Raw genomic sequence first — 23,947 nt, forward strand, 5'->3', positions numbered from 1 at the left:
GACGGTTAACTGTACCGTCCAGACGGTACAGTTAAGAAATTCGCGTCACGGCAGGCATGATGGGAGCCATGGCCAGAAAACCCGTAGCCCGCGAAGCCGTCCTCGACGCCTTCGAATCCCTCCTCATTGCGGAGGGGGAGCGCGCCGCGACACTGGACGCGGTCGCCCGGCGGGCCGGCGTCTCCAAAGGCGGACTGCTGTACCACTTCCCAAACAAGGAGGCCATGATCTCGGTGCTGCTTGAGCGCCTGGACCGGCTCCTCGCCGCGGACCTGGCGGCCATGGCCGCGGCACCGGAAGGAGCGGCGGCGTACTTCATCAGATCCTCCGTATGGGCCGATACCCCGCTGGACCGGGTCTTCGTGGCCGCCACCCGGTTGGCCGAGGTGGCCCACGCCGAGACCCTGCGGCGGATGGCAGGAGTCCAGGCGAGCTGGCTGGCGCTCCTTGCCGCTGATGTGGGCCCCGCCATGGCCAAGCCCGTGCTGTACATGGGGGACGGGCTGTACTTCAACGCCATGCTGGCGCGGGGACCCGGCGAGGCGCCGGCCGAGGTGGCCGGCGACGTCGAGAGCCTGCTGGCCGCCGTCGAACGCCTGCGCAGCTAAGGGCGGCTTTAGGCTTGCCGGGCCGTCAGGTCGAGGCCGGCCAGCCGGAGCCCACAGCGTGCCAGGCGCGGTCGATGCCTTCCAGTGCAGAAGCCGGAAGAGGGCCCCGTCCGGCGGCGGTGATATTAGCGCGCAGGTTGGCCAGCTTGGCCGTGCCGGCAATTGCGGTGTCCACGCCGGGCGCGTACACCGTGAAGCGCAGGGCGAACTCGGCCCAGTCCAGGTCTCCTGGGTCGAGCTCCAGGGCCCGCAGCCGTTCCCAATAGAGCTCCGCGTAGTTCCCGGTGGGTCGTTCAGCGAAGCGCCACGGCGCGTTCGCGATCGGGCGCTTGGCGATGACTCCCGGGCCGAACCGGGGACGGAGAACGTTTCGGAGATTCCACTGGTCGGCTATGTTGACGCTGGTTTCGATGGCACCGAACCGGCCGGAGTCCACAGCGAATGCGAGCGGCGCGTTGTCTCCGCTGTAGCCGGCGACACCGATCTTGCCGGCGGCGACTGCCTGGTCCAGGGTGTCCTGCAGATCGCCACGCCGCAGGATTTCAAGCGGGCATGAGTGCAGATAGAAGACGTCGAGCCGTTCCGACCGGGTCAAGCGCAGGGACTGTTCGATACTCTCCAGCACGCTGCCCGGCGACCAGTCCCGTTGGCCGTTGATCTTGGGCCCACCCTTTGTGGACAATACGAACTCGTCCCGGCGTCCGCCGAGGTGCCGGCCGATGCGCTCTTCGCTCAGCCCGTAACTGGCGGCGGTATCGATCAGCGTAACGCCGAGATCCAATGCCCCGTTGAGCACCTCGGCGGCTTCGGCCTCGGTGACATCACTTTCACCGATCTGGCCGGCGCCGAGCCCCACGATGGAGACTTCCAAACCAGTGTTCCCGAATGGCCTTCGCTCCAGCATGAATTGTCTCCTTGAGTCGTAATTTGCCCAGTGGCCGCATGCGCCGCCGCCTCTTGGCCACCGCTCTACCGTAACGCTGAAGCGGCCCGGGTACCGGAGTTTGCGGACGTGCCTCCGGCATAGGACAATGGGAGTTGTGACTGCGGTCACGAGCAATTGAATATGCCTTTGATCTGCGGCGGGAGAGTTCTGCAAGTAGGTACAAGCAGGCGCCGTAGGAGCAAACCCTCCCCAGGAATCTCTCAGGCCCATGTACCGCCGCGGCAAGGCAACTCTGGAAAGCAGCAAGTGCGTCACGCGGCGCGCTGTGCTCACCGACGGTGCAAGCGGAGCCTCGCGAAAGCGGCTGCGCGGAAACTCTCAGGTCCAATACAGAGCGGGGAGGAACCCGAATCAATGTGGCGTACCCTGCGCCGCCTTAGTTATGGAGTTCCTTGTGACTGTTACCTCAGCCTCCACGTCCTTCGTTGACCGGCATATCGGCGCCCGGCGCCAGGCCGACGTCGACGCCATGCTGAAGGCTGTCGGCTACGACACCGTCGACGCCTTGGTGGATACCGCCGTCCCGAAGGACATCCGGCAGGACTCCGACCTGGCGCTCGCCGCGGCGCTGAGCGAAGTGGAAGTGCTCGCCGAACTGCGCAAGCTGGCATCGAAGAACAAGACCGCAGTGCAGATGATTGGCCAGGGCTATTACGACACCGTCACCCCGGCCGTGATCCGCCGCAACATCCTCGAGGCACCGGCCTGGTACACCGCGTACACGCCGTACCAGCCCGAAATCTCCCAGGGCCGGCTCGAGGCGCTGTTGAACTTCCAGACCATGGTCCAGGACCTCGTCGGGCTCCCGATCGCCAACGCCTCGCTGCTGGACGAAGCCACGGCCGTCGCCGAGGCCGTGCTGATGATGCGACGGGCCAACAAGAACAAGACGGCCCACGACGGCAAGACCGTCCTCGACGCCGACTGCCTCCCGCAGACCATCGCCATCGTCAAGGGCCGCGCCGAGGCCCTCGGCTTCGAGGTCGAGGTCGCGGACCTGTCCAAGGGCCTGCCCGAGGGCGTCATCAATGGCGTCGTGCTGCAGCAGCCCGGTGCCTCCGGACGCGTGTTCGACCACTCGGACGTCATCGCGGACGCCAAGGAACGCGGCGCGCTCGTCACCGTGGCCGCGGACCTGCTGTCCCTGACCCTGATCACCTCCCCGGGCGAACAGGGCGCGGACATCGCGGTCGGCTCCGCCCAGCGCTTCGGCGTGCCGCTGTTCTTCGGCGGCCCGCACGCCGCGTACATGGCCGTCCAGAAGGGCCTGGAGCGCTCCATGCCCGGCCGCCTCGTGGGCGTCTCCAAGGACAACGCCGGCGTCCCCGCCTACCGGCTGGCGCTGCAGACCCGCGAACAGCACATCCGCCGTGAGAAGGCCACCTCCAACATCTGCACCGCCCAGGCGCTGCTGGCCATCGTGGCCTCCTTCTACGCCGTTTACCACGGCCCGGACGGGCTGAAGGCCATTGCCGAGACCACCCACGGCCACGCCCGGACCATTGCCGCCTCGCTGAAAGCTGCGGGACTGGACGTGCTGCACACCTCGTTCTTCGACACCGTGACCGTCTCCGTGCCGGGCAAGGCCGCGGAATTCATCGCCGCCGCCGACGCCAAGGGCATCAACCTGCGCGCCGTCGACGCCGACACGGTCGGCATCTCCGCCGATGAGGCCACGACGGCGGCGATCGTCGCCGACGTCGTCGCCGCTTTCGGCGCCAGCGTCGCGGATAGTGCCGCAGGCACGGACACTGCGTTTGCCCTGGACTCCGCCGTCGAGCGCACCTCCGACTACCTCCAGCACCCGGTCTTCAACACGCACCGCTCCGAGACTCAGCTGCTGCGTTACATCCGCCGCCTCTCGGACCGGGACCTGGCCCTGGACCGCACCATGATCCCGCTGGGTTCCTGCACCATGAAGCTGAACGCTACGGCCGAAATGGAAGCCATCTCCTGGCCGGAGTTCGCCTCCATCCACCCCTTCGCGCCCGAATCCCAGACCGCCGGCTGGCGCGAACTGATCGAGGACCTCGAAGCCCAGCTGACCGAGATCACCGGCTACGACCAAGTCTCCATCCAGCCGAACGCCGGCTCCCAGGGTGAGCTCGCCGGGCTGCTCGCCATTCGCGGCTACCACCTCTCCCGCGGCGACGACCAGCGCAACATCTGCCTCATTCCGGCCTCCGCGCACGGCACGAACGCCGCCTCGGCAGTTCTGGCCGGCATGAAGGTCGTCGTCGTGGCCACCGCCTCCGACGGCACGATCGACCACGCTGACCTGCAGGCCAAGATCGAGCTGCACAAGGACGCCCTCTCGGCGATCATGATCACCTACCCGTCCACGCACGGGGTGTACGACGCCGACGTCCGCGAGGTCTGCGATGCCATCCACGCCGCCGGCGGCCAGGTCTACATTGACGGCGCCAACCTCAACGCACTCGTCGGACTGGCCCAGCCGGGCCAGTTCGGCGGAGACGTCTCGCACCTGAACCTGCACAAGACCTTCTGCATCCCGCACGGCGGCGGCGGACCCGGCGTCGGACCTGTCGCGGCGAAGGCCCACCTGGCCCCGTTCATGCCCGGCAACGCGGCTGATCCGGCCAACGGCGCCGAGGGCACGCCGATCTCCGCCTCCCGCTACGGCTCGGCCGGCGTGCTGCCGATTTCCTGGGCCTACGTGAAGCTGATGGGCGGACAGGGCCTGACCGAGGCCACCAAGTCGGCCCTGCTCGCGGCCAACTACATTGCGGCCCGCCTCAACGATTACTTCCCGGTGCTCTACACCGGCGAGGGCGGCCTGGTGGCCCACGAATGCATCCTGGACCTGCGCGAACTCACGGCCAAGACCGGTGTGACCGCCGAGGACGTCGCCAAGCGCCTCATCGACTACGGTTTCCACGCGCCCACCCTGGCGTTCCCGGTGGCGGGGACCTTGATGGTGGAGCCCACCGAGTCCGAGGACCTCGGCGAGATCGACCGGTTCATCACGGCCATGATCGCCATCCGCGCCGAGATTGACCAGGTGGCCCACGGAGACTTCACCGTGGAGCACAGCCCGCTGCGCAACGCCCCGCACACCGCGGCCGCCGTCATCAGCACCAACTGGGAGCGAAGCTACCCGCGCGAACAGGCCGTCTTCCCGGTGCACACGCTAAAGCAGGACAAGTACTTCCCGCCGGTCGGCCGGATCGATGGGGCCGCGGGCGACCGCAACCTGATCTGCTCATGCCCTCCCCTCGAAGCCTTCGAGGAAGACACAGCAGCCCACTCCGACGACTCCGCCAACTCCGCCTCTAACAACTAGGGACAGCCAACGATGACTGAGAACTACACGGCACTTTACGAAGAGCACAAGAAACTCGGCGCCTCCTTCACGGACTTCGGCGGCTGGCAGATGCCGCTGAAGTACAGCTCCGAACTCGCCGAACACCACGCCGTCCGCAAGTCCGCCGGCCTGTTCGACCTCTCCCACATGGGCGAGGTCTGGGTCACCGGCCCCGACGCCGCCGCCTTCCTGGACTACGCCCTCGTGGGCAAGATCTCCGCCATGGCGGTCGGCAAGGCCAAGTACTCGCTGATCTGCAACGAGGACGGCGGCATCATCGACGACCTCATCACCTACCGCCGCGGTGACGAGAAATTCCTTGTCGTCCCCAACGCCGGCAACGCCAAAGTCGTCGCCGCGGCCCTGGCCGAGCGGGCTGGAAAGTTCGACGTCTCGGTCCGGGACGCCTCCGCCGAGACCTCGCTGATCGCGGTCCAGGGCCCCAAAGCGGAAGCCATCCTGCTCCGCCTGGTCCCCGCCGCCCAGCACGAGCTCGTCACCGGCCTGAAGTACTACGCCGCCGTCGACGTCCCGTTCATGGTCAGCGGCGCCAGCCAGGACCTGCTGCTGGCACGCACCGGTTACACCGGTGAGGACGGCTTCGAAATCTTCGTCTCCAACGACGACGCCGCCGCCCTCTGGCAGGCGCTCATCGCCATCGCCGAGGACGGCGAGCTGACGCCCGCCGGCCTGGCCTCCCGCGACTCGCTCCGGCTCGAGGCCGGCATGCCGCTCTACGGCAACGAACTCTCCCTCGAGGGCGACCCGTTCGCCGCCGGGCTCGGTCCCGTCGTCGCGCTGTCCAAGGACGGCGACTTCGTCGGCAAGGCTGCCCTGGCTGCCAAGAAGGAGGCCGGCGCAGGCTCCACCGCCGGGCGCAAACTCGTCGGGCTCAAGGGCCTCGGGCGCCGGGCCGGCCGCGGCCACTACCCGGTCCTGAAGGACGGCAACACGGTCGGCGAAGTCACCTCCGGCCAGCCCAGCCCCACCCTGGGCTACCCGGTCGCCATGGCCTACGTCGACGTCGAGTTCACCGAACCCGGCACCGCCCTGGACATCGACCTGCGCGGCAAAACCGAGCCGTTCGAAGTTGTCGCACTGCCGTTCTACAAGCGCCAAAAGTAGCCCGTGCCGTCCCGGAGCCCAGATGCCTCAGCGGTACCCGGCTCCGGGACCGGCCGTCTGGGTTTTCACGCGTGCTCGCTCGTTTTCCCGCCGTCCCCCTAACCTCGCAAGCTCGGTCAGGGAACCCCGACGGCGGTCACTCGCTTAGACGCACGCTTCCGAAAACCCAGCCCGGACGGCCCCTCGCGGTCAGCTCACCTTTTAGGACAACCTGCCACACCAGAACCAACAGGAGCCGGCGCCTTCGATAGCCAAAGGTGCTGAAGGATGAACCGCCTACCGCGGCTCGGCCCTCGTAGATCTCGACGGCCACTGTTTCTTTCCGGAGAACTGTTGGCCCCGAAAATTGAACTGGCCATTAGCGGTGGGGGACGTCATCCGGAAGCGTGCGTCTAAGCGAGGGACGAGCGAGCACGCGGAGGATGGCGGGCCGCGCCGCGTAACCCGGCCACGGTCACTCCGCAACCCGGCCACAATTGATTTAGCACCAACGACCACTTCAAGACTTAGGAAAAACACATGGCAAAAGTTGCCCCTGAACTGCAGTACTCCGACGAGCACGAGTGGGTTGCGCGGGAGGCCGGGAACCTTGTGTCCATCGGCATCTCCGCGGTCGCCACGGACGCCCTGGGCGACATCGTCTACGTTGACCTGCCCGAGGTCGGCTCCGCGGTGACCGCGGGGGAGACCTGCGGCGAGGTCGAGTCGACCAAGTCCGTCTCGGACCTGTACGCCCCCGTCACGGGCGAGGTCACCGAAATCAACCCCGCCGTCGTCGACGACCCGGCCCTGATCAACAGCGACCCGTACGGCGCCGGCTGGCTCTTCAAGGTCGCCGCCGAATCGGACGGCCCGCTGCTCTCCGCGCAGGATTACGCGTCCAAGAACGGCGGCGAACTGTGAGCGCCGCCGCGGGCGCAGGTACAAACACCGCGGTATTCGAGCAGGTCGTTTCGCCGAGCCTGGACGCTGAACTGTCCGCGCTGGATCCGGAGATCGCCGCGAAGATCGACGCCGAGCTCAGCCGCCAGCGCGACGGCCTGGAAATGATCGCCTCGGAAAACCACACCGCCAAGGCCGTCATGCAGGCGCAGGGCTCGGTGCTGACCAACAAGTACGCCGAGGGCTACCCGGGCAAGCGCTACTACGGCGGCTGCGAACACGTCGACGTCGTCGAGCAGCTCGCGATCGACCGGGTCAAGGCCCTGTTCGGCGCCGAGTACGCCAACGTCCAGCCGCACTCCGGCGCGCAGGCCAACGCCTCGGTCATGCACGCCCTGATCCGTCCGGGCGACACCATCATGGGCCTGAACCTGGCGCACGGCGGACACCTGACCCACGGCATGAAGATCAACTTCTCCGGCCGGCTGTACAACGTCATCCCGTACCAGGTCCGGGAGGATGACCACCGGATCGACATGGCCGAGGTGGAGCGCCTGGCCCAGGAGCACAAGCCGGCCCTGATCGTCGCCGGCTGGTCCGCCTACGCCCGCCAGCTCGACTTCGCGGAATTCCGCCGGATCGCCGACTCCGTGGGGGCCTACCTGATGGTGGACATGGCCCACTTCGCCGGGCTCGTCGCGGCCGGGCTGCACCCGTCGCCGGTGCCGCACGCGCACGTGACCACCTCCACGACGCACAAGACCCTGGCCGGTCCGCGTGGCGGCATCATCCTCTCCAACGACGCCGACATCGCCAAGAAGATCAACTCGGCAGTGTTCCCGGGCCAGCAGGGCGGCCCGCTGGAGCACGTCATCGCCGGCAAGGCCGTGGCGTTCAAGATCGCCGCCTCGCCCGAGTTCAAGGAACGCCAGGAACGTGTGCTGGCCGGCGCCCGGATCCTCGCCGAGCGCCTGGTCCAGCCGGACGTCACCGCCAAGGGGATCAACGTGATCTCCGGCGGCACCGACGTGCACCTGGTCCTGGTGGACCTGCGCAACTGCGAGCTCAACGGGCAGGAGGCCGAGGACCGCCTCGCGGAAATCGACATCACCGTCAACCGCAACGCCGTTCCGTTCGACCCGCGCCCGCCGATGGTTACCTCGGGGCTGCGGATCGGCACCCCGGCGCTGGCCACCCGCGGCTTCGGCGAGGCCGCCTTTACCGAAGTTGCGGACATCATCGCCGAGGCGCTGACCGCCGACGCCGGCGCGGACCTGTCCGGTCTGCGCTCCCGCGTCGAGGCCCTCGCCGCCGCCCACCCGCTCTACCCCTCGGTTGCTAATCTAGGGTGACCGCTGCGGCTGGCTCCGGGGCCGATCTCTTTCGGGTTGGCTCCGGGCCCGGCGGACCGGACTTTTCACGCGTGCTCGCTCGTCCCTCGCTTAGACGCACGCTTTCGAAAAGCCCGGCTCCGCCGGCCCCTCGTGGGCACCTCGCCCCCGCATTGACGTCTCAACCACATAGTGCCGCTCACGGTGACGGCCCCCGGGGAGGGGGCCGGGCATCCGGCAGCATGCGTCAAAGCGACGAAGGAGCAGCATGCAGAGGATGTCCGTCCCCCTCCCCGCCCGACCGCAGTGCCTAGTTAGGATTCAGTAATGGCTGTTGGCGTCTTTGATCTTTTTTCGATTGGGATCGGGCCTTCGAGTTCGCATACCGTGGGGCCGATGCGGGCTGCTGCGGTGTTTGCCGAGGAGCTCAAGGCCTCGGGGGATCTGGACCGCGTGGCGTCGCTCCGGGTTGACCTGTACGGCTCCCTCGCCGCCACCGGCCATGGCCACGGCACCATGACCGCCATCCTGCTCGGACTCGAGGGCTTCCACCCGGAGAAGATCCTCCCCGAGGAGGTCGAGGACCGGCTGGCCGCCATTGCCCAGACGGGCACCCTGCACCTGGCCGGATCCGTCGCGTTGCCCTACGGCGTGAAGGACATGGTGCTGCGCCCGCTCACCATCCTGCCCCGGCACACCAACGGCATGACGTTCACGGTGTCCGACGCCGACGGCGCCGTCGTGCACAGCGCCACCTTCTTCTCCGTCGGCGGCGGCTTCATCGTCCGCGAGGGTGAGGAGGACGCGGCGCTGAAGGAACTCGACGAGTCCAAGAAGGAACTCCCGCTGCCGTTCCGCACGGCCGCTGAACTGCTGGGCCGCTGCCAGTCCAAGGGGCTCTCGATCGGCGAAATCATGTTCGTAAATGAGCGCGCCTCCCGTACCGAAGAGGAGATCCGCGAAGGCCTCCTGCACATCTACTCCGTGATGGAAGGCTGCGTCGAGGTCAGCCTTAAGCGCGAGGGCCTGCTTCCCGGCGGGCTCAAGGTCCGCCGTCGGGCCCCCGACTGGCACGAACGGCTGATGAAGGAAAACCACGGCCAGGACCCGGACTACCGGGACCCCAAGTACTGGCAGGAGTGGGTAAACCTGATCGCGCTCGCGGTGAACGAGGAGAACGCCTCGGGCGGCCGGGTTGTCACCGCGCCCACCAACGGCGCCGCGGGTATCATTCCGGCCGTGCTTTACTACGCGCTGCACTTCGCCCCCGGCATGGATAAAGCCACCCAGGCCGACCGCGACGACGTCGTGGTTAAGTTCCTGCTGACCGCCGGTGCCATCGGGGTGCTCTACAAGGAACAGGCCTCGATCTCCGGCGCCGAGGTGGGCTGCCAGGGCGAGGTGGGTTCGGCGTCGTCAATGGCGGCCGCCGGCCTGGCCGAGGTGATGGGCGGAACGCCCCAGCAGGTGGAGAACGCCGCCGAGATCGCGATGGAGCACAACCTCGGCCTGACCTGCGACCCGATCGGCGGGCTGGTGCAGATCCCGTGCATCGAGCGCAACGCCATCGCCGCAGCCAAGGCGATCAACGCCGCCAAGATGGCCCTCTGGGGCGACGGCTCACACCGCGTGTCGCTCGACGAGGTCATCGTGACCATGCGCGAGACCGGCAAGGACATGAGCTCCAAGTACAAGGAAACCGCCATGGGCGGCCTCGCCGTCAACGTGGTGGAGTGCTGATTTCCCAGTCGTTCCTGATTGTCCTCAGTTGTTCAGTGCCGCCCACAGATTCAGTGACGCGGCGAACACGATCCAGGACAGGTAGGGGAGCAGCAGCAGCCCGGCGGTGCGGCTGATCGGGCCGAAGCGCAGCACGGTGGCGGCCACCGCGACCGCCAGCGCCACGATGATGACGAAGCCGATCCACAGCGCGGGGGAACCCATGGCGGGGTACAAGCCAAAGAACACCGGGGTCCACAGCAGGTTCAGCACCAGCTGGACGGCGTAGGCGGTGAGGGCGGGCCTGGCGCCTTCCGCCCGGCTGCGCCAGACCAGCCATGCCGCTACGGCCATCGCGATGTACAGAATCGTCCAGACGGGCCCGAAGAGCCAGTTCGGCGGAGACCACGGGGCCTTGTCCGCGGCCGCGTACCATCCGTCGACGTTGCTGGCGCTGGCCAGTCCGCCGAGTGCCGCCACGAGGGCCGAAGCGCCGAGCAGTACCAGCAGGGCCACCGCCTCGACGCCGGGCCGGCGCGTCCCGGCCCCGCCCGGACGGAACTGCCGGCGGACGGCTGACGGTTCCGGCTGCGCATCCATACCTTCAGCGTAAACCCGGTGCGACGGGCGGCACAGGGCCGCAGCGCCCTGAGAGCCGCCGGCCTCCCGATAGACTTGATGCTGCATGCCAGCCATGCCGCCGAAGCTCGTTCCGCAAAGATTGGATACCGCACCCTTGCGAGAATTCACTGCCCGCTTTGCCTCCGCCGAAGAGGTTGCCAACTGGGACGCCCACGTCACCGCGAACCCCAACGGCGGGAATTTGCTTCAATCCGAGGCCTTCGCCGAGGTCAAGCAGCACTTCGGCTGGAAGCCCCTCCACCTGGTCTATGAGATGGCCGACTACACCAGCTACAACCTGGTCCTGGAGAAGTCCTTCCCCCTCCTCGGCAAGCTCTGGTACCTCATCAAGGGCCCGGATGTGGCCTCGGTGGAGGACATCCCCGGCATCGCGGCCGCCAACGCCGACTTCGTCAAGCGCGCCCGGCTGGGGGTATTCGCCATCAAGATCGAGCCCGACATCGTCCTGTCGGAGGACGCGCGGCGCGTCATCGAAGGCGCGGGCCTGGTCAAGACCCACAACCTCCAGCCCAACGACTCCACCGCGCTGCTGGACATCTCGCCGCAGGAAAACCAGCTGCTGCGCAACCTGCACTCCCGCGGCCGCAACGCCGTCCGGCGGGCCATCCGCGAGGAGGTCGAGGTCCACAACGTGGAGCCGACCGAAGAGAACTTCCGGGCGATGTACGCGCTGATGACGAACACCGTGGAGGCCAAGTCCCAGGTCCGGGTCCGCGAGTACGAGTATTACCGCCAGTTCTGGACCAACTTCGTGGACCGCGGCCAGGGCCGGCTGCTCTTCGTCTATGAAAACGGCGTGCCCTCGGTGGGGGCGTTCGTGATCAACTACGGACGGAAGGGCACCTACAAGGACGGCGGTTCCCTGCAGAAGCGCAGCCAGTACGGCGACTCGCACCTGGTCCAGTGGACGGCCATCAACCAGCTCAAGGAACTCGGCTGCACCGAATACGACTTCTGCGGCACGCCGCCCAGCGACAAGCTGAAGGACACCTCCAATCCCTTCCACGGCCTCGGCCTGTTCAAGACCAGCTTCAGCAAGACCGTCACGGACTTCGTCGGCTGCTACGACCAGGTCCTGAGTCCGCTGAAGTACAAGGCCTGGATGGCCGCCGGGGAGCGCGTCGCCCGCCAGCTGTACACGCGGCGCACGGGCCAGCAGTTCTACTAGACCGCCCGCAAGGTGAAATGAGGAGGCCGGAATGACCAAACCACCCGACGGCCGCCGCGGGCCGCAGACGGACGGCCTGCCCCGGACCGAGCCGATGTCGCCCCTGCAGGTGCGCCAGAACGCCGCCGCCAAACGCATGCTCCGCAGGCTGGTCCAAGGTGAGAACCCGCCGACGGCACCGCTGAGCATCGTCGACCGGCTGGCCGGCAGCCCGTACGCCAACCCGATGATCCAGGTCGGAGGCGTGGACACCTCCGCCCGCAAGACCATCGACTTTGCCCTCAAGCTGGCCGAATCGATGTTCCGCTACGGCGCCGGTGCCCTCGAAGTGGAAACCAGCATCATCGCCATTACCGCCGCGCTGGGGCTGAAGAACATCGAGGTGGACATCACCAACCAGTCGGTGGCCATCAACTATGCCCCGAAGGACCAGACACCCATTACGCTGCTGCGCGTGGTGCGGTCCTGGACCAACAACTACGCCGGCCTCGCCCAGGTCCACCAGTTGGTCACGGACATCGTGGCCGGCGGAGTGGGCCGCGAGGAAGCGGTGCGCCGGCTCGAAGAGATCACGCACAGCTCGAAGCCATTCCCGCGCTGGATGGTCACCGTGGCCTTCGGCGTCTTCTCCGCGGTGTTCGTCGGCGTGCTGGGCGGCGGGGTGGCCGCGTCCGGCATCGCCTTCCTGTCCAACCTGCTGATCAGCCTGCTGGCGCGGCAACTGGGCCGCTGGCGCACCCCGGACTTCTTCATCACGGCGTCCTGTTCCTTCGTCGTCACGCTGATCGCCCTGCTGCTCTGGCGCTTCGGCAGCCCGCTGGGAATCCAGATCGCCCCCGCCATCGTGGTGGTCGGCGGAATCCTCCTGCTGCTGCCCACCGGTCGGCTCGTCTCCTCGGTGCAGGACGCCATCAACGGCTTCCCGGTGACCGCGGCCGGCCGGTTCCTGTCCACCATGCTGACCTTCGGCGCGCTGGTCTCCGGGATCGCCGTCGGCTTTGTGGTGGGGGCGATGACCGGGATGCAGTCCATTGACGTCACCGAAACATTCCCGCCGAAGTATCCTTTGTGGGTGCTGGTGCCGCTGGTGGCCATCGCGGTCGTCGCGATCGGCGTCACCGAGCAGACCTCGCTGAAGCTGTTGCTGCCGACGGCGGCCGTCGGCGTCGTGGGCCATCTGGTGCTGATCGGGGGAACAGCCGTCGGCATCGGTCCCAGGTTCGCCCCGGCCCTCGCCGCCGTAGTCATCGGCCTCCTGGCCCGCGTGGTCGCACTCCGGATGGGCGCCCCCCAGCTCGTGGTCGCGGTGCCCGCGGCGCTCATCCTGTTGCCCGGCCTGACCATATTCCGTTCCATGTATGTATTGACGATTGAAGAGTCCGAGATCCTGATGGGAGCCGGCGGGATGCTCAATGCCGGGGCAATCGTGCTCGGCGTCGCGGCCGGCATTGTGCTCGGCGACACCCTGGCCCGGCCGTTGACCCGGAGCCTGGCCAGCAACGAGCGGCGCCGCGCCCGCCGCCGCTAACGACGGCGGAGATGGCTCGTCTGCCGACGAGCTGGGGCGCCGGGTTTCCCCACCTTCGCCGGGCTCCGACGGCGTGTCAGCCCGCCGCGCCGGCCTGTCCCGGCGTCGTGGCGGCAAAAGCGGGGAAACTCCGCGGCGCCCGCCCGCGTCAGCCGGGGATGGCTGGCTAGATCTTGCCGATCGGCAGCTTCTTTTCGGCCTGGAAGTCGTCCTCCACCCGGCCACTGGCCCAATACCCGGAGAGCGAGACCTGGCCCCGTTCGAGGCCACGGTCGGCAAAGAACACCGGGCGCAGGCCCTTCATGTAGCCGCGCTCCCCGTGCGCGAAGACCTGCACTCGGCCCTCGGGCCACTGCGCGCCGCGTACGGCGTCCACCAGCAGGGTCCCGTTGCCGGCCGGAGTCCCGCGGCGCAGCAGCCAGCGCAGTTCCACCCCGGCCGGGGCGTCGATCGACAGGACGTCGGCGTCGCTGTCCACCTCCAGGAAGGCCAGACCGCGGGCATCCCGGGGGAGTGACTCGATCGCGGCGCTGATCGCCGGCAGGGCGGACTCGTCGCCCGCGAAGAGGTACCAGTCCGCCGCCGGGTCAGGGTTGTAGCCCCCGCCCGGCCCGGTGAAGACAAGGCTGTCCCCGGCCTGTGCGGAGGCGGCCCACGGCCCGGCCAGGCCCTCATCGCCGTGGATGACGAAGTCGATCGCCAGCTCGCCCGCCGCCTCGTCGACCCAACGGACGGTGTAGGTCCGGGTGTGCGGCCACTCTTCCCGCGGCTGGGACTCCCGGATGGCCCAGAGATCCAGCGGCTGCGGATAGTCGACCCCCGGCTGCGGAAACGCGATCTTGACGTACCGGTCCACGTAACCGTTGTTGACGAAGGCAGCGAAACCCGGGCCGCCGGCGACGATCCGGACCATGTGCGGCGAGAGCTGCTCGCGGCGCAGGACCGTGAGGTTGGTCTGCGGCCGGGAGTTCCGGTTGGCGGTGGTGGTGGCGGGGACGGAAGTCATGGACCTAAGCCTAGCCAAGAACCGGGTCAGGGCAGCGGCGGCAGTTCCCAGTCCACGGTGCCGTCACCCTGGGCGGTGAGCAGGTCATTGGCGCGGCTGAAGGGCCGTGAGCCGAAGAACCCGCGCGAGGCCGAGAGCGGGCTGGGGTGGGCGCTGGCGATCACGGCGGCCGAGCCCAGCAGCGGCCGCACGCCCTCCGCGTCCTTGCCCCAGAGGACCACCACGAGCGGCGCGGGGCTGCCGTCGTCTCGGCGCCGCTGCGCGACGGCCCTGATGGCGGCCGCCGTGACGGCCTCCCAGCCCTTGTTCCGGTGCGAACCGGCTGCTCCGGCCCGGACGCTGAGGACTCGGTTGAGCAGCAGCACCCCCTGCTCCGCCCACCGGCTGAGATCACCGTGGACGCGGGGCGGCAGCCCGAGGTCGGCGTCGAGCTCCTTGTAGATATTGGCGAGACTGCGCGGGATCGGCCGGGTGCCGCCATCCACCGCGAAGGACAGCCCGACGGCGTGACCCGGTGTGGGGTAGGGGTCCTGGCCCACAATCAGAACCCGCACGCCGGAGAGCGGCTGCCGGAAGGCCCGGAGGATGTTCGACGGCGCCGGCAGCACCTCATGGCCGTCGGCCGTCTCGGCGGCGAGGAACGCGAGGACCGACCGCAGCTGTCCCTCGACCGGTGCCAGCGCCGCGGCCCAGTCCGGCGCCACCAGCCCGTCCAAGGGGAGGTGCGCCATCGCCGCGAGGTCCACCGCCTCTGCGGCGGGGTCAAGTTCGAAGAGCGCGTCGGGATTAAATGAATCAGGCACGGCTTCATTCTCGCAGGAGCCCGGGGAGCCGGCCGGGCCGGCTAAATGACAAGCCTGTTATTCGGCCGTAACATGTGGGGGAGACCTATCGGAACGAGCCAGGGAGTGTGCAGTGGCCGAAGCAGCACCCGAGTACCTGTCGGCGGATGAGGCCGACGCCGTGCTCGCGGCAGTCTCCGAAGACTCGCCGTTGAGCAGCCGGGAGCAGCAGATGCTTGCCTTGGAGCGGCAGTGGTGGAAGTACGCCGGCGCCAAGGAACAAGCCATCCGGGAACTCTTTGACCTCTCCGCCACGCACTACTACCAGATCCTCAACGCCCTGATCGACACCGAGGCGGCGCTGGCCCACGATCCCATGCTGGTCAAGAGATTGCGTAGACTACGTACGTCACGACAACGTGCCCGCACTGCACGCCGTTTGGGCTCGGACGCTTAAGAGCACGTGAAGTCCGGCCGGAAGCGCGGAATTTCGCGCGGATTCCGGCGTCGGGCCATCAGCCAGAAATCAGCAAGGACGTCGTTTTACCATGACCAAGTACGCACGGGATGAATTTGATCGGGTCCCGGAGGCCTCCACGCGCCAGGGTGTCCACCGGACGGTCGCCGCTCCCGGTGCCCGCCGGCTGGGCCCCGTCCTCGCCACCGGCGCCGCGGCCCTGGTAGTCGGCCTCGTCGCCTTCCTTCTGCTGCCCAAACTGGGCTTTGGTCCCGCCGGTGGCTTGGCCATGACCGCGGACCAGGCCAGCAACAACGCCGCGGCGTCGCAGGCACCCACAACTTCCGCCGGCTCGAAGCCGTCCCCCAGCAGCCAGCCGACCGGGAGCCTCGCCCCCGCGGGCTCCAAGCCCTCCGCTTCTGCAACGCCGAGCGCCGCCGCGGACCAGTCCGGGGACCGGAAGCTTGACAAAACCCAGCCCGTGGCGATCTACAACGGCACCACGACGCCGGGCTTGGCCGGTAGCGTCGGCTCCAGGATCTCCGCCGCCGGATGGGTCCAGGGCCCGCTCGGCAACTGGGGCGGCGCCCCCCAGCAGACCTCGGTCGTCTTCTACAACGGCCCGGCGCAGAAGGCCAACGCCGCAGAGTTGGGTTCCCTCCTCGGGATTGGCACCCTGGTGGATTCGGCGGAATTCCAGATGCCGCTGGTCATCGTCCTCGGCCCCGGTTTCAATTAGCCCCAGGGTGGCCGCCGGCTTCGGTTACGCCTGAATAACTATTCCCGGCCGGGCCGGGACCCTGCCCGGGCACCGGTGGAAGGCTGTGGGTAGAGTGTCTGCGGACTTCATTTCGCATAACGCGGCGCACATTGGGGTGGGCCGTTCGCAAGCTAGCTGAAAGTGTGGAGAACATGGCACTGGGGACCGTCAAGTGGTTCAACGCCGAAAAGGGCTACGGGTTCATCACCGTCGATAGCTCCGGGGCCGACGTCTTCGTGCACTGGTCCGCGATCGCGGGCGAGGGCTACCGTGCTTTGGCTGAAGGCCAGCGGGTGGAACTGGAAGTCGGCGAGGGCGAAAAGGGCCCGCAGGCCGAAAGCGTCCGGCCCGCCTAGTGGCAGTCTCCGCTGCGGCAGCTGCCCCGAAGAGCGATGGCCGCCGGCGCAAGCTCCGGCGGTTCAGCCGTGCAGCGGCGGCCGGCGTGGCCGCAGCCGTGGCGCTGGCCGCCTGCGCCGGTCCCACCGGCAATGCCCGGGTGGATGCCGCGGAGGCGAGCGGCGACGGAACGCTGCGGATCGGCCTGATCCTGGACAACACCGGCCGGCAGGACTTCCTCAATCCGCCCCAACTGGCGGCGGCGAAGCTGGCGGTCAAGGAAATCAACGCGGCGGGCGGCCACAAGGGCAAGCCCGTGGAACTGCTGCCGGAGTCCATCGGTACGGACACCGCGGCCCAGGCCAAGGACCTGGTGGCGGCCAAGGCCGACGTCGTGATCGGGCCCACCGACTCCAGCCGCGCCGCCGGCGCCATCGACGTCCTCTCCCGCGCCAAAGTCGCGCTCATTTCGCCGGCCAACACCGCGCCGGGACTCAGCTCGTACAAGAGCGGCGGCTACTACTTCCGGACCGCGGCCGCCGACATCGCGCAGGCCTCGGTCCTGGTCAAGCTCGCCCAGGACGGCGGCGCCAAGACCCTTGCCGTGGTGCACGAGGAAGGCGACTACGGCAAGGACGTCTCCGTGGCCGTCTCGGCGGCTGCGAAGGCCGCGGGCCTGGGCACCTCCGTCGACGCTGAATTCAAGGCCGGTCAGGCGCAACAGGCGGCCGCGGCGGCCAAGGCTGCCTCGCCGGACGCCGTCGTGCTGGTGGCCCGGGACGGTGCCCAGGGCGCCATCGCCGAGCTCAACAACGCGGGACTGTCCGGAAAGAAGCTCATCCTCAGCGACGGGGCCGTAAACCAGTACGGCGACGGCCTTGGCTCCAAGGCGCTGGACGGCGCCCGCGGGGTCCTGCCGGGCACGTTCCCCTCCGCGCACTTCCAGGCGGAACTCGTGGCCGTCGACCCGGGCCTGAAGGACATGGCGTTTGCCGCCGAGACGTACGACGCCGTCAACCTCGCCGCCCTCGCCGCCGCCGCGGCGGAGGACGACGCTGGGACCTCCATCGCCTCGAAGCTGGTCGCAGTGTCCGGCGGAACGGCTGCCGGTACCGGGGCCCCGTCCGGGGAAGCCGCGGCCTGCAAGTCCTACCAGGAATGCGTGGCCGCGCTCCGCGCCGGCAAGCGCCCCGACTACGACGGCGCCTCCGGCCCGATCAACTTCGACAGCAACGGCGACGTCACCGCCGCCGCCTACATGGTCTACAGCTATGGCCCGGACAACAACGCCGAGATGACCGGCAGCGAAACCGCCCGCAGCGCTGGCTCCTGATCGCTCCTAGCGAAGAGCGCCCGGCGGGGCGCACCCTGACCTCACCACTGCTTGCACTCTCCCCGGGGGAGTGCTAATTATGGAGTTAGCACTCCCGCGTATTGACTGCTAACTCGACGCCCCGGTTCGGCCGGTCGCGTGGAGGCGGCGGACGGACCGGGAGCGAGAGAAATACCTGGCTGGGGTGAGATCCCCGGCCCGGCGGCGTACAGAGGCTGCCGGGTTGGAATCGTCCGTCGCGGGCACCGCAGCGCAAGGTTCATTCTTAACGACTGTCCCGAAAGGACTACTGCCGTTATGGCCAAGATCATTGCATTTGATGAAGAGGCACGCCGCGGTCTTGAGCGGGGCCTGAACATCCTCGCCGACGCCGTCAAGGTCACCCTCGGCCCGCGTGGACGCAACGTCGTCCTCGAAAAGAAGTGGGGCGCCCCCACGATCACCAACGATGGTGTCTCCATCGCCAAGGAGATCGAGCTGGACGACCCTTACGAGAAGATCGGCGCCGAGCTGGTCAAGGAAGTTGCCAAGAAGACTGACGACGTCGCCGGTGACGGTACCACCACGGCAACCGTGCTGGCCCAGGCCCTCGTCAAGGAAGGCCTGCGCAACGTCGCGGCCGGCGCTGACCCGCTGTCCCTCAAGCGCGGCATCGAGAAGGCTGTTGAAGCGGTCACCCGCGAGCTCCTGGCTTCTGCCAAGGAAATCGAAACCAAGGAAGAGATCGCCGCCACCGCGTCCATCTCCGCCGGTGACAACGAAATTGGCGCCCTGATTGCCGAAGCCCTGGACAAGGTCGGCAAGGAAGGCGTCATCACCGTCGAGGAGTCGAACACCTTCGGCCTCGAGCTGGAGCTCACTGAGGGCATGCGTTTCGACAAGGGCTACATCTCGGCCTACTTCGTCACCGACGCCGAGCGTCAGGAAACGGTCCTCGAGGATCCGTACATCCTGATCGTCAACTCCAAGATCTCCAACGTCAAGGAACTGGTTGCAGTCCTCGAAAAGGTCATGCAGTCCAACAAGCCGCTGCTGATCATCGCCGAGGACATCGAGGGCGAGGCTCTGGCCACCCTGATCGTGAACAAGATCCGCGGCACCTTCAAGTCCGTCGCCGTCAAGGCTCCGGGCTTCGGTGACCGCCGTAAGGCACAGCTGGCCGACATCGCCATCCTCACCGGCGGCCAGGTCATCTCCGAGGAAGTTGGCCTCAAGCTTGAGACCGCCGGCCTCGAACTGCTGGGCAAGGCACGCAAGGTTGTTGTCACCAAGGACGAGACCACCATCGTCGAAGGTGCCGGCGACGCCGACCAGATCGCCGGCCGTGTGTCCCAGATCCGCGCCGAGATCGAGAACTCCGATTCCGACTACGACCGCGAGAAGCTGCAGGAACGCCTGGCCAAGCTGGCCGGCGGCGTTGCAGTCATCAAGGCCGGTGCCGCAACCGAGGTTGAGCTCAAGGAACGCAAGCACCGCATCGAGGACGCTGTCCGCAACGCCAAGGCTGCTGTCGAAGAGGGCATCGTCGCCGGCGGTGGCGTGGCCCTGATCCAGGCCGGCGCCAAGGCGTTCGCCAACCTGCAGCTCGAAGGTGACGAGGCAACCGGCGCGAACATCGTGCGCGTAGCCATCGACGCCCCGCTGAAGCAGATCGCCTTCAACGCCGGCCTCGAGCCCGGCGTTGTGGTGGACAAGGTCCGCGGCCTGCCCGCGGGCCACGGCCTGAACGCAGCAACCGGCGAGTACGTCGACCTGCTCGCTGCCGGCATCAACGACCCGGTCAAGGTCACCCGCTCGGCCCTGCAGAACGCGGCTTCCATCGCCGGCCTGTTCCTCACCACCGAGGCCGTTGTGGCCGACAAGCCGGAGAAGAACTCCCCGGCCATGGGCGGCGGCGACGACATGGGCGGCATGGGCGGCATGGGCGGTTTCTAACCACCCGGCTACCAAGCCCTGAACGCCTGAACTGACGGTTCTCCGTCAGCGACGGCACGTTCGACGACGGCGGTCCCACCACTGGTGGGGCCGCCGTCGGCGTTTAACCCTCCCGCCCCGGGGCACCTTCCCTCAAGTGGTGGGGTGGTCGGCCGGACGTTCTCTCGGTTGGTGGGGTGCTCTTACCCGGTGTCGGCGCCGGTGCCAGTGCCGGTGGTGCGGGAGCGTCGGGCGGCGGAGGTCTGGCAGGATGGTGCAGTGACGATTACAGCAGCGGCCGACGGTTCGGCTTTAGGAAATCCCGGCCCGGCCGGATGGGCCTGGTACGTGAACGACGACTGCTGGCGTGCCGGCGGGTGGCCGCACGGGACCAACAACCAGGGGGAGCTGATGGCCGTCCTGGACCTCTTCCGGGCCACGGCGCACCTTCCGGGCGAGGACCTGCACATTCTGTGCGACAGCCAGTACGTCATCAACTCGGTGACCAAGTGGATGCCCGGCTGGAAGCGTAAAGGCTGGCGGAAGTCCGACGGCAAGCCGGTGCTCAACGTTGAGCTGCTCAAGGAGATCGATCAGGCGCTCACCGGACGCAAGTACACCTTCGAATGGGTCCGCGGACACGCCGGCCACGACCTCAACGAGGCGGCGGATGACCGCGCCAGGGCCGCCGCCACCGCCTACCAGCAGGGCGTCGCGGCCCGGCAGGGCCCCGGCTTCGTCCGAGCCGGAGACGTTGCCGCCGCCGGCGTGCAGACTGCCCCCGCCGCGCAGCAGGCTTCGGCCGCGCCGGCCCCGGCCTCAGCCCCGGCGCAGTCCCGGCAGGCATCGTCCGCTCACGCCGGAACGCGGGAACTGATCGCTGAGCCGACGCTGTTCGGCGAATCCAGCCTTTTCGCTGAGCCGGATCTCTTCAGCGAACTGGAGGAGGAATCCCGCGTTGCGGCGGCCGGCCCGGAGCAGAGCCCGGAGGCAATCGTCGAGGCGCTGGAGCGAGAGCTGCTGCTCCCCGAGACGCGCTCGGATCTGGGGCGCACAGGAGTGCTGCTGCACCCGGACTTTACCGAGATCGGCAGTTCCGGACGGCTCTGGACCCGCGACGAGACGATGATGGCCCTCGAGGATGATCCCGGTGTGCCCGCCGAGCTGGAGCTTCTGGCCGCGGACCGCCTCAGTGAGGCCGCCGTGCTGCTCACCTACCGCAGCCACACCCGCACGGGGACGGCGTTGCGCAGCTCCCTGTGGGTCCTGGACGGCGCGCAATGGCGGCTCCGCTTCCACCAGGGCACTCCCGAGGCCTAGGGGGCACACAGGGCCGCGGGCGGGCCTCCGCCGCTAGCTGAACCGCTGGGCGTTGCTCAGCTCGGCCTGGGCGTAGCTGGCCGCGGCGGATTTGAGCGCGAGATTGATCGAAGCCAGGGAGGCCTCGACCTTGCCCTGGGTCAGGGTCCATTCTGCGAGCAGGGCCTGGAAATTGGTGGCGGCCGACCCGCGCCAGCTCGCCTGCAGTTCGTCCAGCCCGTGCCTCATGGCCTGCACGTCGGCGCTGATTCTTTCCACCGTGGCCTGGACGTTGGCGGACTTGAGCTGGAGCAGTTCGGTATCGACGGAAATGATGCTCACGGGAGGGCCTTTCACGGGTGCCGGGGATGAGGATGTCCGGATTTTCCGGACACTGTCAGCCTAGGAAGGCGCTGCGGCCTGCCCCAGCGGAGAAGCCCCCTATGTGGAAAACCCGCCGCACGGAAAGGGTTACCCGCGCGCCGCGCCGCCCGACCCCTGGCCAGGCTCCACGCCCGCATTAGCGCCGGACTCAGCGCCGGACTCAGCGTCCGGCTCAGCGCCTTTCAGCTCCGCTTCTGCTGTCTCGGCCTCCGGCGGCTCCGCTTCGGCCAGGAACGGGAGGCTGACCACCAGGGTGGCGCCGCCGCCCTCGGTCGGCTGGACACGGACCGAGCCCGAGTGCGAGCCGACGATGGCCGCCACGATTGCCAGTCCGAGGCCGCTGCCGCCGGTCTCCCTGGTCCGGGAAGTGTCCGCACGGTAAAAGCGTTCAAAGATCCGGGCCGCTTCGTCCTCCGAGACACCCGGCCCGTGGTCACGGACTTCGATCACGGAGCGGCGCGTCCCGTCGGCGTCGGACCGCACCCCCACGGCGAGCTCGATCGGGGTGCCATCCGGGGTGTAGCGCAGGGCGTTGCCCACGAGGTTGCCGACCACCTGGCGCAGCTTCGCCTCGTCGCCCATCACCGGGGCCGACGCCCCCGCGCCGCCGTCGAGGCCCCGGAGCGAGATCACCCGGCTGCGGTCGCTGGCCTGGGTGTCAACCACGGCGTCATGGGCCAGCAGCAGCAGGTCCACCGGCTTCTGCTGCAGCGGGCGCTGTTCGTCGATCCGGGCCAGCAGCAGCAGGTCTTCCACCATCGCACCCATCCGCTTGGCCTCGCTCTCGATCCGGCCCATCGCGGTGGCGACGTCCTCCGGCGTGGCCAGGGCGCCGTGCCGGTACAGCTCCGAGAAGCCGCGGATTGTGACCAGCGGGGTGCGCAGTTCGTGGGACGCGTCGGCGGCGAAGCGGCGCATCCTCTCCTCGGAGGCCATCCTGGCGGCAAAGGCCGACTCGATATGCGCCAGCATGGCGTTGAGGGACCGGCTGAGCCGGCCGACCTCGGTGTCGGGGTTCTCGACTTCCACGCGCCGCGAGAGGTCGCCCGCGGCGATGGCGGCCGCGGTCTTTTCCACCCGCGCCAGCGGCCGGAAGGACCGGGTGACGGTCCAGGTGGCAATGAAGAAGGCCAGCACCAGGGTCAGCAGCCCGACGCCGACCACCACGAGCGCGGCGTGCTCCATCACCGAATCCACCGGATACAGCGGCAGTCCGATCACGACGACGGCGGCGCGCTGGTTGCCGTCCAGCACGTTGACGGCCACCACCCGCCAGTTCCGCCCGTCGGTGCCGCGGACCTGGAACGGAACCTCGCCGCGGTCGTGGGCCTCCTGCGGCGCGATGCTGCTGATGGCCGGCCGTGAGCCCTTGCTGCCGCCGAACACGTAGGCGGACTGGCCCGGGCTGAAAAGCATCAGCGAATAGTCGGTGGGGACGTTCGGGTTCTGGTCCTGCAGCTGGCTGAAGGATTGCTGCTGCCGGGCCGATCCCACGGCGGCCTTGAGCTTGTCATCGACCTGGCCCTGCAGATAGCTGTGCAGCAGGGCAAGCGTGCCCGCGCCCGTGGCGGTGAGGGCCACGAGCATCAGGGCCATCATGATGGCGACCAGCTGCGACCGCAGCGATGCCGCCTTCCATCGGTGCAGCAAGGTCAGCGCTTCTCAGCCGTCCGGAGCACGTAGCCGACGCCCCGCTTCGTCTGGATCAGGGCCGGCGCCGCGGGGTCGATGTCCACCTTGCGCCGGAGGTAGGAGATGTAGGACTCCACGATCGAGGCGTCGCCGTTGAAGTCGTACTCCCAGACGTGGTCCAGGATCTGGGCCTTGGAGAGCACCCGGTTCGGGTTGAGCATGAGGTAGCGCAGCAGCTTGAACTCGGTGGGGGACAACTCGATCACTGTGCCACCGCGGCGCACCTCATGGGCGTCGTCGTCGAGCTCAAGATCGTCGACCCGGATGACGGCGTCGTCGTCCTGCAACGGCTGGGTGCGGCGCAGCACGGCGCGGATGCGGGCCACCACCTCGTCGAGGCTGAACGGTTTGGTGACGTAGTCGTCGCCGCCGACGGTAAGGCCGGTGACCTTGTCCTCGGTGTCGTCCTTGGCGGTCAGGAACAGCACCGGGAAATGCTTGCCCGCGGCGCGCAGCCGGCGGGTGACGGTGAACCCGTCCATGTCCGGCAGCATCACGTCGAGGACGGCGAGGTCCGGGGAGTGGAGCTCCGCGGCGGCGAGGGCATCGCGGCCGGTACCTGCGGAGACGACTTCGAACCCGGCGAAGCGCAGCGAGGTAGAAAGCAGCTCGCGGATGTTGGGTTCATCATCGACGACGAGCAGCTTGGCTTCGGGACCGTTCTTTTTCATGGTTCCCATGATGCTCCCAGACTCTGTGAGTTTTCTGAA

Annotated in this window: 21 protein-coding genes and 2 riboswitches; of the genes, 14 read left to right on the forward strand and 7 right to left on the reverse strand. The window is 68.2% G+C overall.

The window, feature by feature from the left end:
- The first annotated feature begins 68 nt into the window (after nucleotides 1–68).
- Nucleotides 69–608, forward strand: coding sequence for a TetR/AcrR family transcriptional regulator (locus AC1DBL_RS06910; protein ID WP_441418243.1), 540 nt, complete (start codon nucleotides 69–71; stop codon nucleotides 606–608).
- Between the two features lie 25 nt (nucleotides 609–633).
- On the opposite strand, the gene AC1DBL_RS06915 is transcribed toward AC1DBL_RS06910, so the two are convergent.
- A complete protein-coding gene (locus tag AC1DBL_RS06915) occupies nucleotides 634–1,479 on the reverse strand; it encodes an aldo/keto reductase (protein WP_476917552.1) in 846 nt (281 codons plus the stop codon).
- Nucleotides 1,480–1,681: 202 nt separating this feature from the next.
- A riboswitch (glycine riboswitch) is annotated at nucleotides 1,682–1,780 on the forward strand.
- Nucleotide 1,781: 1 nt separating this feature from the next.
- Nucleotides 1,782–1,897, forward strand: a riboswitch (glycine riboswitch).
- A gap of 39 nt (nucleotides 1,898–1,936) precedes the next feature.
- On the opposite strand from AC1DBL_RS06915, the gene gcvP reads away from it, so the two are divergent.
- The 5 genes from gcvP (at nucleotide 1,937) to AC1DBL_RS06940 (ending at nucleotide 9,957) form a co-directional block, all read left to right on the forward strand.
- A complete protein-coding gene (gene gcvP, locus AC1DBL_RS06920; RefSeq protein WP_441418245.1) occupies nucleotides 1,937–4,858 on the forward strand; it encodes an aminomethyl-transferring glycine dehydrogenase in 2,922 nt (973 codons plus the stop codon).
- Between the two features lie 12 nt (nucleotides 4,859–4,870).
- Nucleotides 4,871–6,004 (forward strand): glycine cleavage system aminomethyltransferase GcvT, encoded by a 1,134-nt coding sequence (gene gcvT, locus AC1DBL_RS06925; protein WP_476925760.1) that lies wholly within the window; start codon nucleotides 4,871–4,873, stop codon nucleotides 6,002–6,004.
- 519 nt (nucleotides 6,005–6,523) lie between these two features.
- On the forward strand, nucleotides 6,524–6,907 hold the full coding sequence (gene gcvH, locus AC1DBL_RS06930; protein WP_441418247.1) for a glycine cleavage system protein GcvH: 384 nt from the start codon (nucleotides 6,524–6,526) through the stop codon (nucleotides 6,905–6,907).
- Complete coding sequence (glyA, locus tag AC1DBL_RS06935; protein WP_476925761.1) at nucleotides 6,904–8,238, forward strand: serine hydroxymethyltransferase; 1,335 nt, start codon at nucleotides 6,904–6,906, stop codon at nucleotides 8,236–8,238. Before gcvH ends, glyA begins: the two co-directional genes overlap by 4 nt.
- 306 nt (nucleotides 8,239–8,544) lie before the next feature.
- On the forward strand, nucleotides 8,545–9,957 hold the full coding sequence (locus AC1DBL_RS06940; protein WP_441418249.1) for an L-serine ammonia-lyase: 1,413 nt from the start codon (nucleotides 8,545–8,547) through the stop codon (nucleotides 9,955–9,957).
- 24 nt (nucleotides 9,958–9,981) lie between these two features.
- On the opposite strand, the gene AC1DBL_RS06945 is transcribed toward AC1DBL_RS06940, so the two are convergent.
- A complete protein-coding gene (locus AC1DBL_RS06945; protein ID WP_441418250.1) occupies nucleotides 9,982–10,536 on the reverse strand; it encodes a TspO/MBR family protein in 555 nt (184 codons plus the stop codon).
- A gap of 136 nt (nucleotides 10,537–10,672) precedes the next feature.
- Between AC1DBL_RS06945 and AC1DBL_RS06950 the strand changes: the two genes are divergently transcribed.
- Together AC1DBL_RS06950 and AC1DBL_RS06955 are read left to right on the forward strand one after the other, a co-directional pair.
- Nucleotides 10,673–11,746, forward strand: a complete 1,074-nt coding sequence (locus AC1DBL_RS06950; protein ID WP_476925762.1) for a lipid II:glycine glycyltransferase FemX — start codon at nucleotides 10,673–10,675, stop codon at nucleotides 11,744–11,746.
- A 31-nt stretch (nucleotides 11,747–11,777) separates the two neighbouring features.
- On the forward strand, nucleotides 11,778–13,274 hold the full coding sequence (locus AC1DBL_RS06955; protein ID WP_476925763.1) for a threonine/serine exporter family protein: 1,497 nt from the start codon (nucleotides 11,778–11,780) through the stop codon (nucleotides 13,272–13,274).
- A 166-nt stretch (nucleotides 13,275–13,440) separates the two neighbouring features.
- On the opposite strand, the gene AC1DBL_RS06960 is transcribed toward AC1DBL_RS06955, so the two are convergent.
- Nucleotides 13,441–14,280 carry a siderophore-interacting protein gene (locus AC1DBL_RS06960; RefSeq protein ID WP_476925764.1) on the reverse strand — a complete coding sequence of 280 codons (840 nt, stop codon included), beginning with the start codon at nucleotides 14,278–14,280 and terminating at the stop codon, nucleotides 13,441–13,443.
- A gap of 26 nt (nucleotides 14,281–14,306) precedes the next feature.
- Nucleotides 14,307–15,011, reverse strand: a complete 705-nt coding sequence (locus AC1DBL_RS06965) for a uracil-DNA glycosylase (protein ID WP_441418394.1) — start codon at nucleotides 15,009–15,011, stop codon at nucleotides 14,307–14,309.
- Between the two features lie 184 nt (nucleotides 15,012–15,195).
- On the opposite strand from AC1DBL_RS06965, the gene AC1DBL_RS06970 reads away from it, so the two are divergent.
- The 6 genes from AC1DBL_RS06970 (at nucleotide 15,196) to AC1DBL_RS06995 (ending at nucleotide 21,182) form a co-directional block, all read left to right on the forward strand.
- Complete coding sequence (locus AC1DBL_RS06970) at nucleotides 15,196–15,519, forward strand: DUF3263 domain-containing protein (protein ID WP_476925765.1); 324 nt, start codon at nucleotides 15,196–15,198, stop codon at nucleotides 15,517–15,519.
- A gap of 91 nt (nucleotides 15,520–15,610) precedes the next feature.
- A complete protein-coding gene (locus AC1DBL_RS06975) occupies nucleotides 15,611–16,258 on the forward strand; it encodes a LytR C-terminal domain-containing protein (RefSeq protein ID WP_476925766.1) in 648 nt (215 codons plus the stop codon).
- A 173-nt stretch (nucleotides 16,259–16,431) separates the two neighbouring features.
- Nucleotides 16,432–16,635, forward strand: a complete 204-nt coding sequence (locus AC1DBL_RS06980; protein ID WP_175322015.1) for a cold-shock protein — start codon at nucleotides 16,432–16,434, stop codon at nucleotides 16,633–16,635.
- A gap of 86 nt (nucleotides 16,636–16,721) precedes the next feature.
- Nucleotides 16,722–17,948 carry an ABC transporter substrate-binding protein gene (locus tag AC1DBL_RS06985; RefSeq protein WP_441418395.1) on the forward strand — a complete coding sequence of 409 codons (1,227 nt, stop codon included), beginning with the start codon at nucleotides 16,722–16,724 and terminating at the stop codon, nucleotides 17,946–17,948.
- A 297-nt stretch (nucleotides 17,949–18,245) separates the two neighbouring features.
- A complete protein-coding gene (gene groL / locus AC1DBL_RS06990) occupies nucleotides 18,246–19,883 on the forward strand; it encodes a chaperonin GroEL (RefSeq protein WP_175322016.1) in 1,638 nt (545 codons plus the stop codon).
- Nucleotides 19,884–20,141: 258 nt separating this feature from the next.
- A complete protein-coding gene (locus AC1DBL_RS06995; RefSeq protein WP_441418256.1) occupies nucleotides 20,142–21,182 on the forward strand; it encodes an RNase H family protein in 1,041 nt (346 codons plus the stop codon).
- A 33-nt stretch (nucleotides 21,183–21,215) separates the two neighbouring features.
- On the opposite strand, the gene AC1DBL_RS07000 is transcribed toward AC1DBL_RS06995, so the two are convergent.
- From AC1DBL_RS07000 to AC1DBL_RS07010, 3 genes are all read right to left on the reverse strand, one after another.
- On the reverse strand, nucleotides 21,216–21,503 hold the full coding sequence (locus tag AC1DBL_RS07000; RefSeq protein ID WP_441418257.1) for a WXG100 family type VII secretion target: 288 nt from the start codon (nucleotides 21,501–21,503) through the stop codon (nucleotides 21,216–21,218).
- Between the two features lie 129 nt (nucleotides 21,504–21,632).
- The gene (locus AC1DBL_RS07005; RefSeq protein ID WP_441418258.1) at nucleotides 21,633–23,195 is read right to left on the reverse strand and encodes a sensor histidine kinase; all 1,563 of its coding nucleotides are present in this window, start codon (nucleotides 23,193–23,195) and stop codon (nucleotides 21,633–21,635) included.
- A gap of 2 nt (nucleotides 23,196–23,197) precedes the next feature.
- Nucleotides 23,198–23,908 (reverse strand): response regulator transcription factor, encoded by a 711-nt coding sequence (locus AC1DBL_RS07010; RefSeq protein WP_175322020.1) that lies wholly within the window; start codon nucleotides 23,906–23,908, stop codon nucleotides 23,198–23,200.
- Nucleotides 23,909–23,947: the final 39 nt, after the last annotated feature.

It is taken from the genome of Arthrobacter sp. 10T44, assembly GCF_056393885.1.

What these genes read in the sequence shown, in the direction of transcription:
- groL (WP_175322016.1), top strand. Translation starts at nt 18,246, where the DNA reads ATGGCCAAGATCATTGCATTTGATGAAGAGGCACGCCGCGGTCTTGAG.
- AC1DBL_RS06910 (WP_441418243.1), top strand. Translation starts at nt 69, where the DNA reads ATGGCCAGAAAACCCGTAGCCCGCGAAGCCGTCCTCGACGCCTTCGAA.
- AC1DBL_RS06980 (WP_175322015.1), top strand. Translation starts at nt 16,432, where the DNA reads ATGGCACTGGGGACCGTCAAGTGGTTCAACGCCGAAAAGGGCTACGGG.
- AC1DBL_RS06955 (WP_476925763.1), top strand. Translation starts at nt 11,778, where the DNA reads ATGACCAAACCACCCGACGGCCGCCGCGGGCCGCAGACGGACGGCCTG.
- gcvP (WP_441418245.1), top strand. Translation starts at nt 1,937, where the DNA reads ATGGAGTTCCTTGTGACTGTTACCTCAGCCTCCACGTCCTTCGTTGAC.
- AC1DBL_RS06965 (WP_441418394.1), bottom strand. Translation starts at nt 15,011, where the DNA reads ATGGCGCACCTCCCCTTGGACGGGCTGGTGGCGCCGGACTGGGCCGCG.
- AC1DBL_RS07010 (WP_175322020.1), bottom strand. Translation starts at nt 23,908, where the DNA reads ATGAAAAAGAACGGTCCCGAAGCCAAGCTGCTCGTCGTCGATGATGAA.
- gcvH (WP_441418247.1), top strand. Translation starts at nt 6,524, where the DNA reads ATGGCAAAAGTTGCCCCTGAACTGCAGTACTCCGACGAGCACGAGTGG.
- AC1DBL_RS06960 (WP_476925764.1), bottom strand. Translation starts at nt 14,280, where the DNA reads ATGACTTCCGTCCCCGCCACCACCACCGCCAACCGGAACTCCCGGCCG.
- gcvT (WP_476925760.1), top strand. Translation starts at nt 4,871, where the DNA reads ATGACTGAGAACTACACGGCACTTTACGAAGAGCACAAGAAACTCGGC.
- AC1DBL_RS06945 (WP_441418250.1), bottom strand. Translation starts at nt 10,536, where the DNA reads ATGGATGCGCAGCCGGAACCGTCAGCCGTCCGCCGGCAGTTCCGTCCG.
- AC1DBL_RS06940 (WP_441418249.1), top strand. Translation starts at nt 8,545, where the DNA reads ATGGCTGTTGGCGTCTTTGATCTTTTTTCGATTGGGATCGGGCCTTCG.
- AC1DBL_RS06975 (WP_476925766.1), top strand. Translation starts at nt 15,611, where the DNA reads ATGACCAAGTACGCACGGGATGAATTTGATCGGGTCCCGGAGGCCTCC.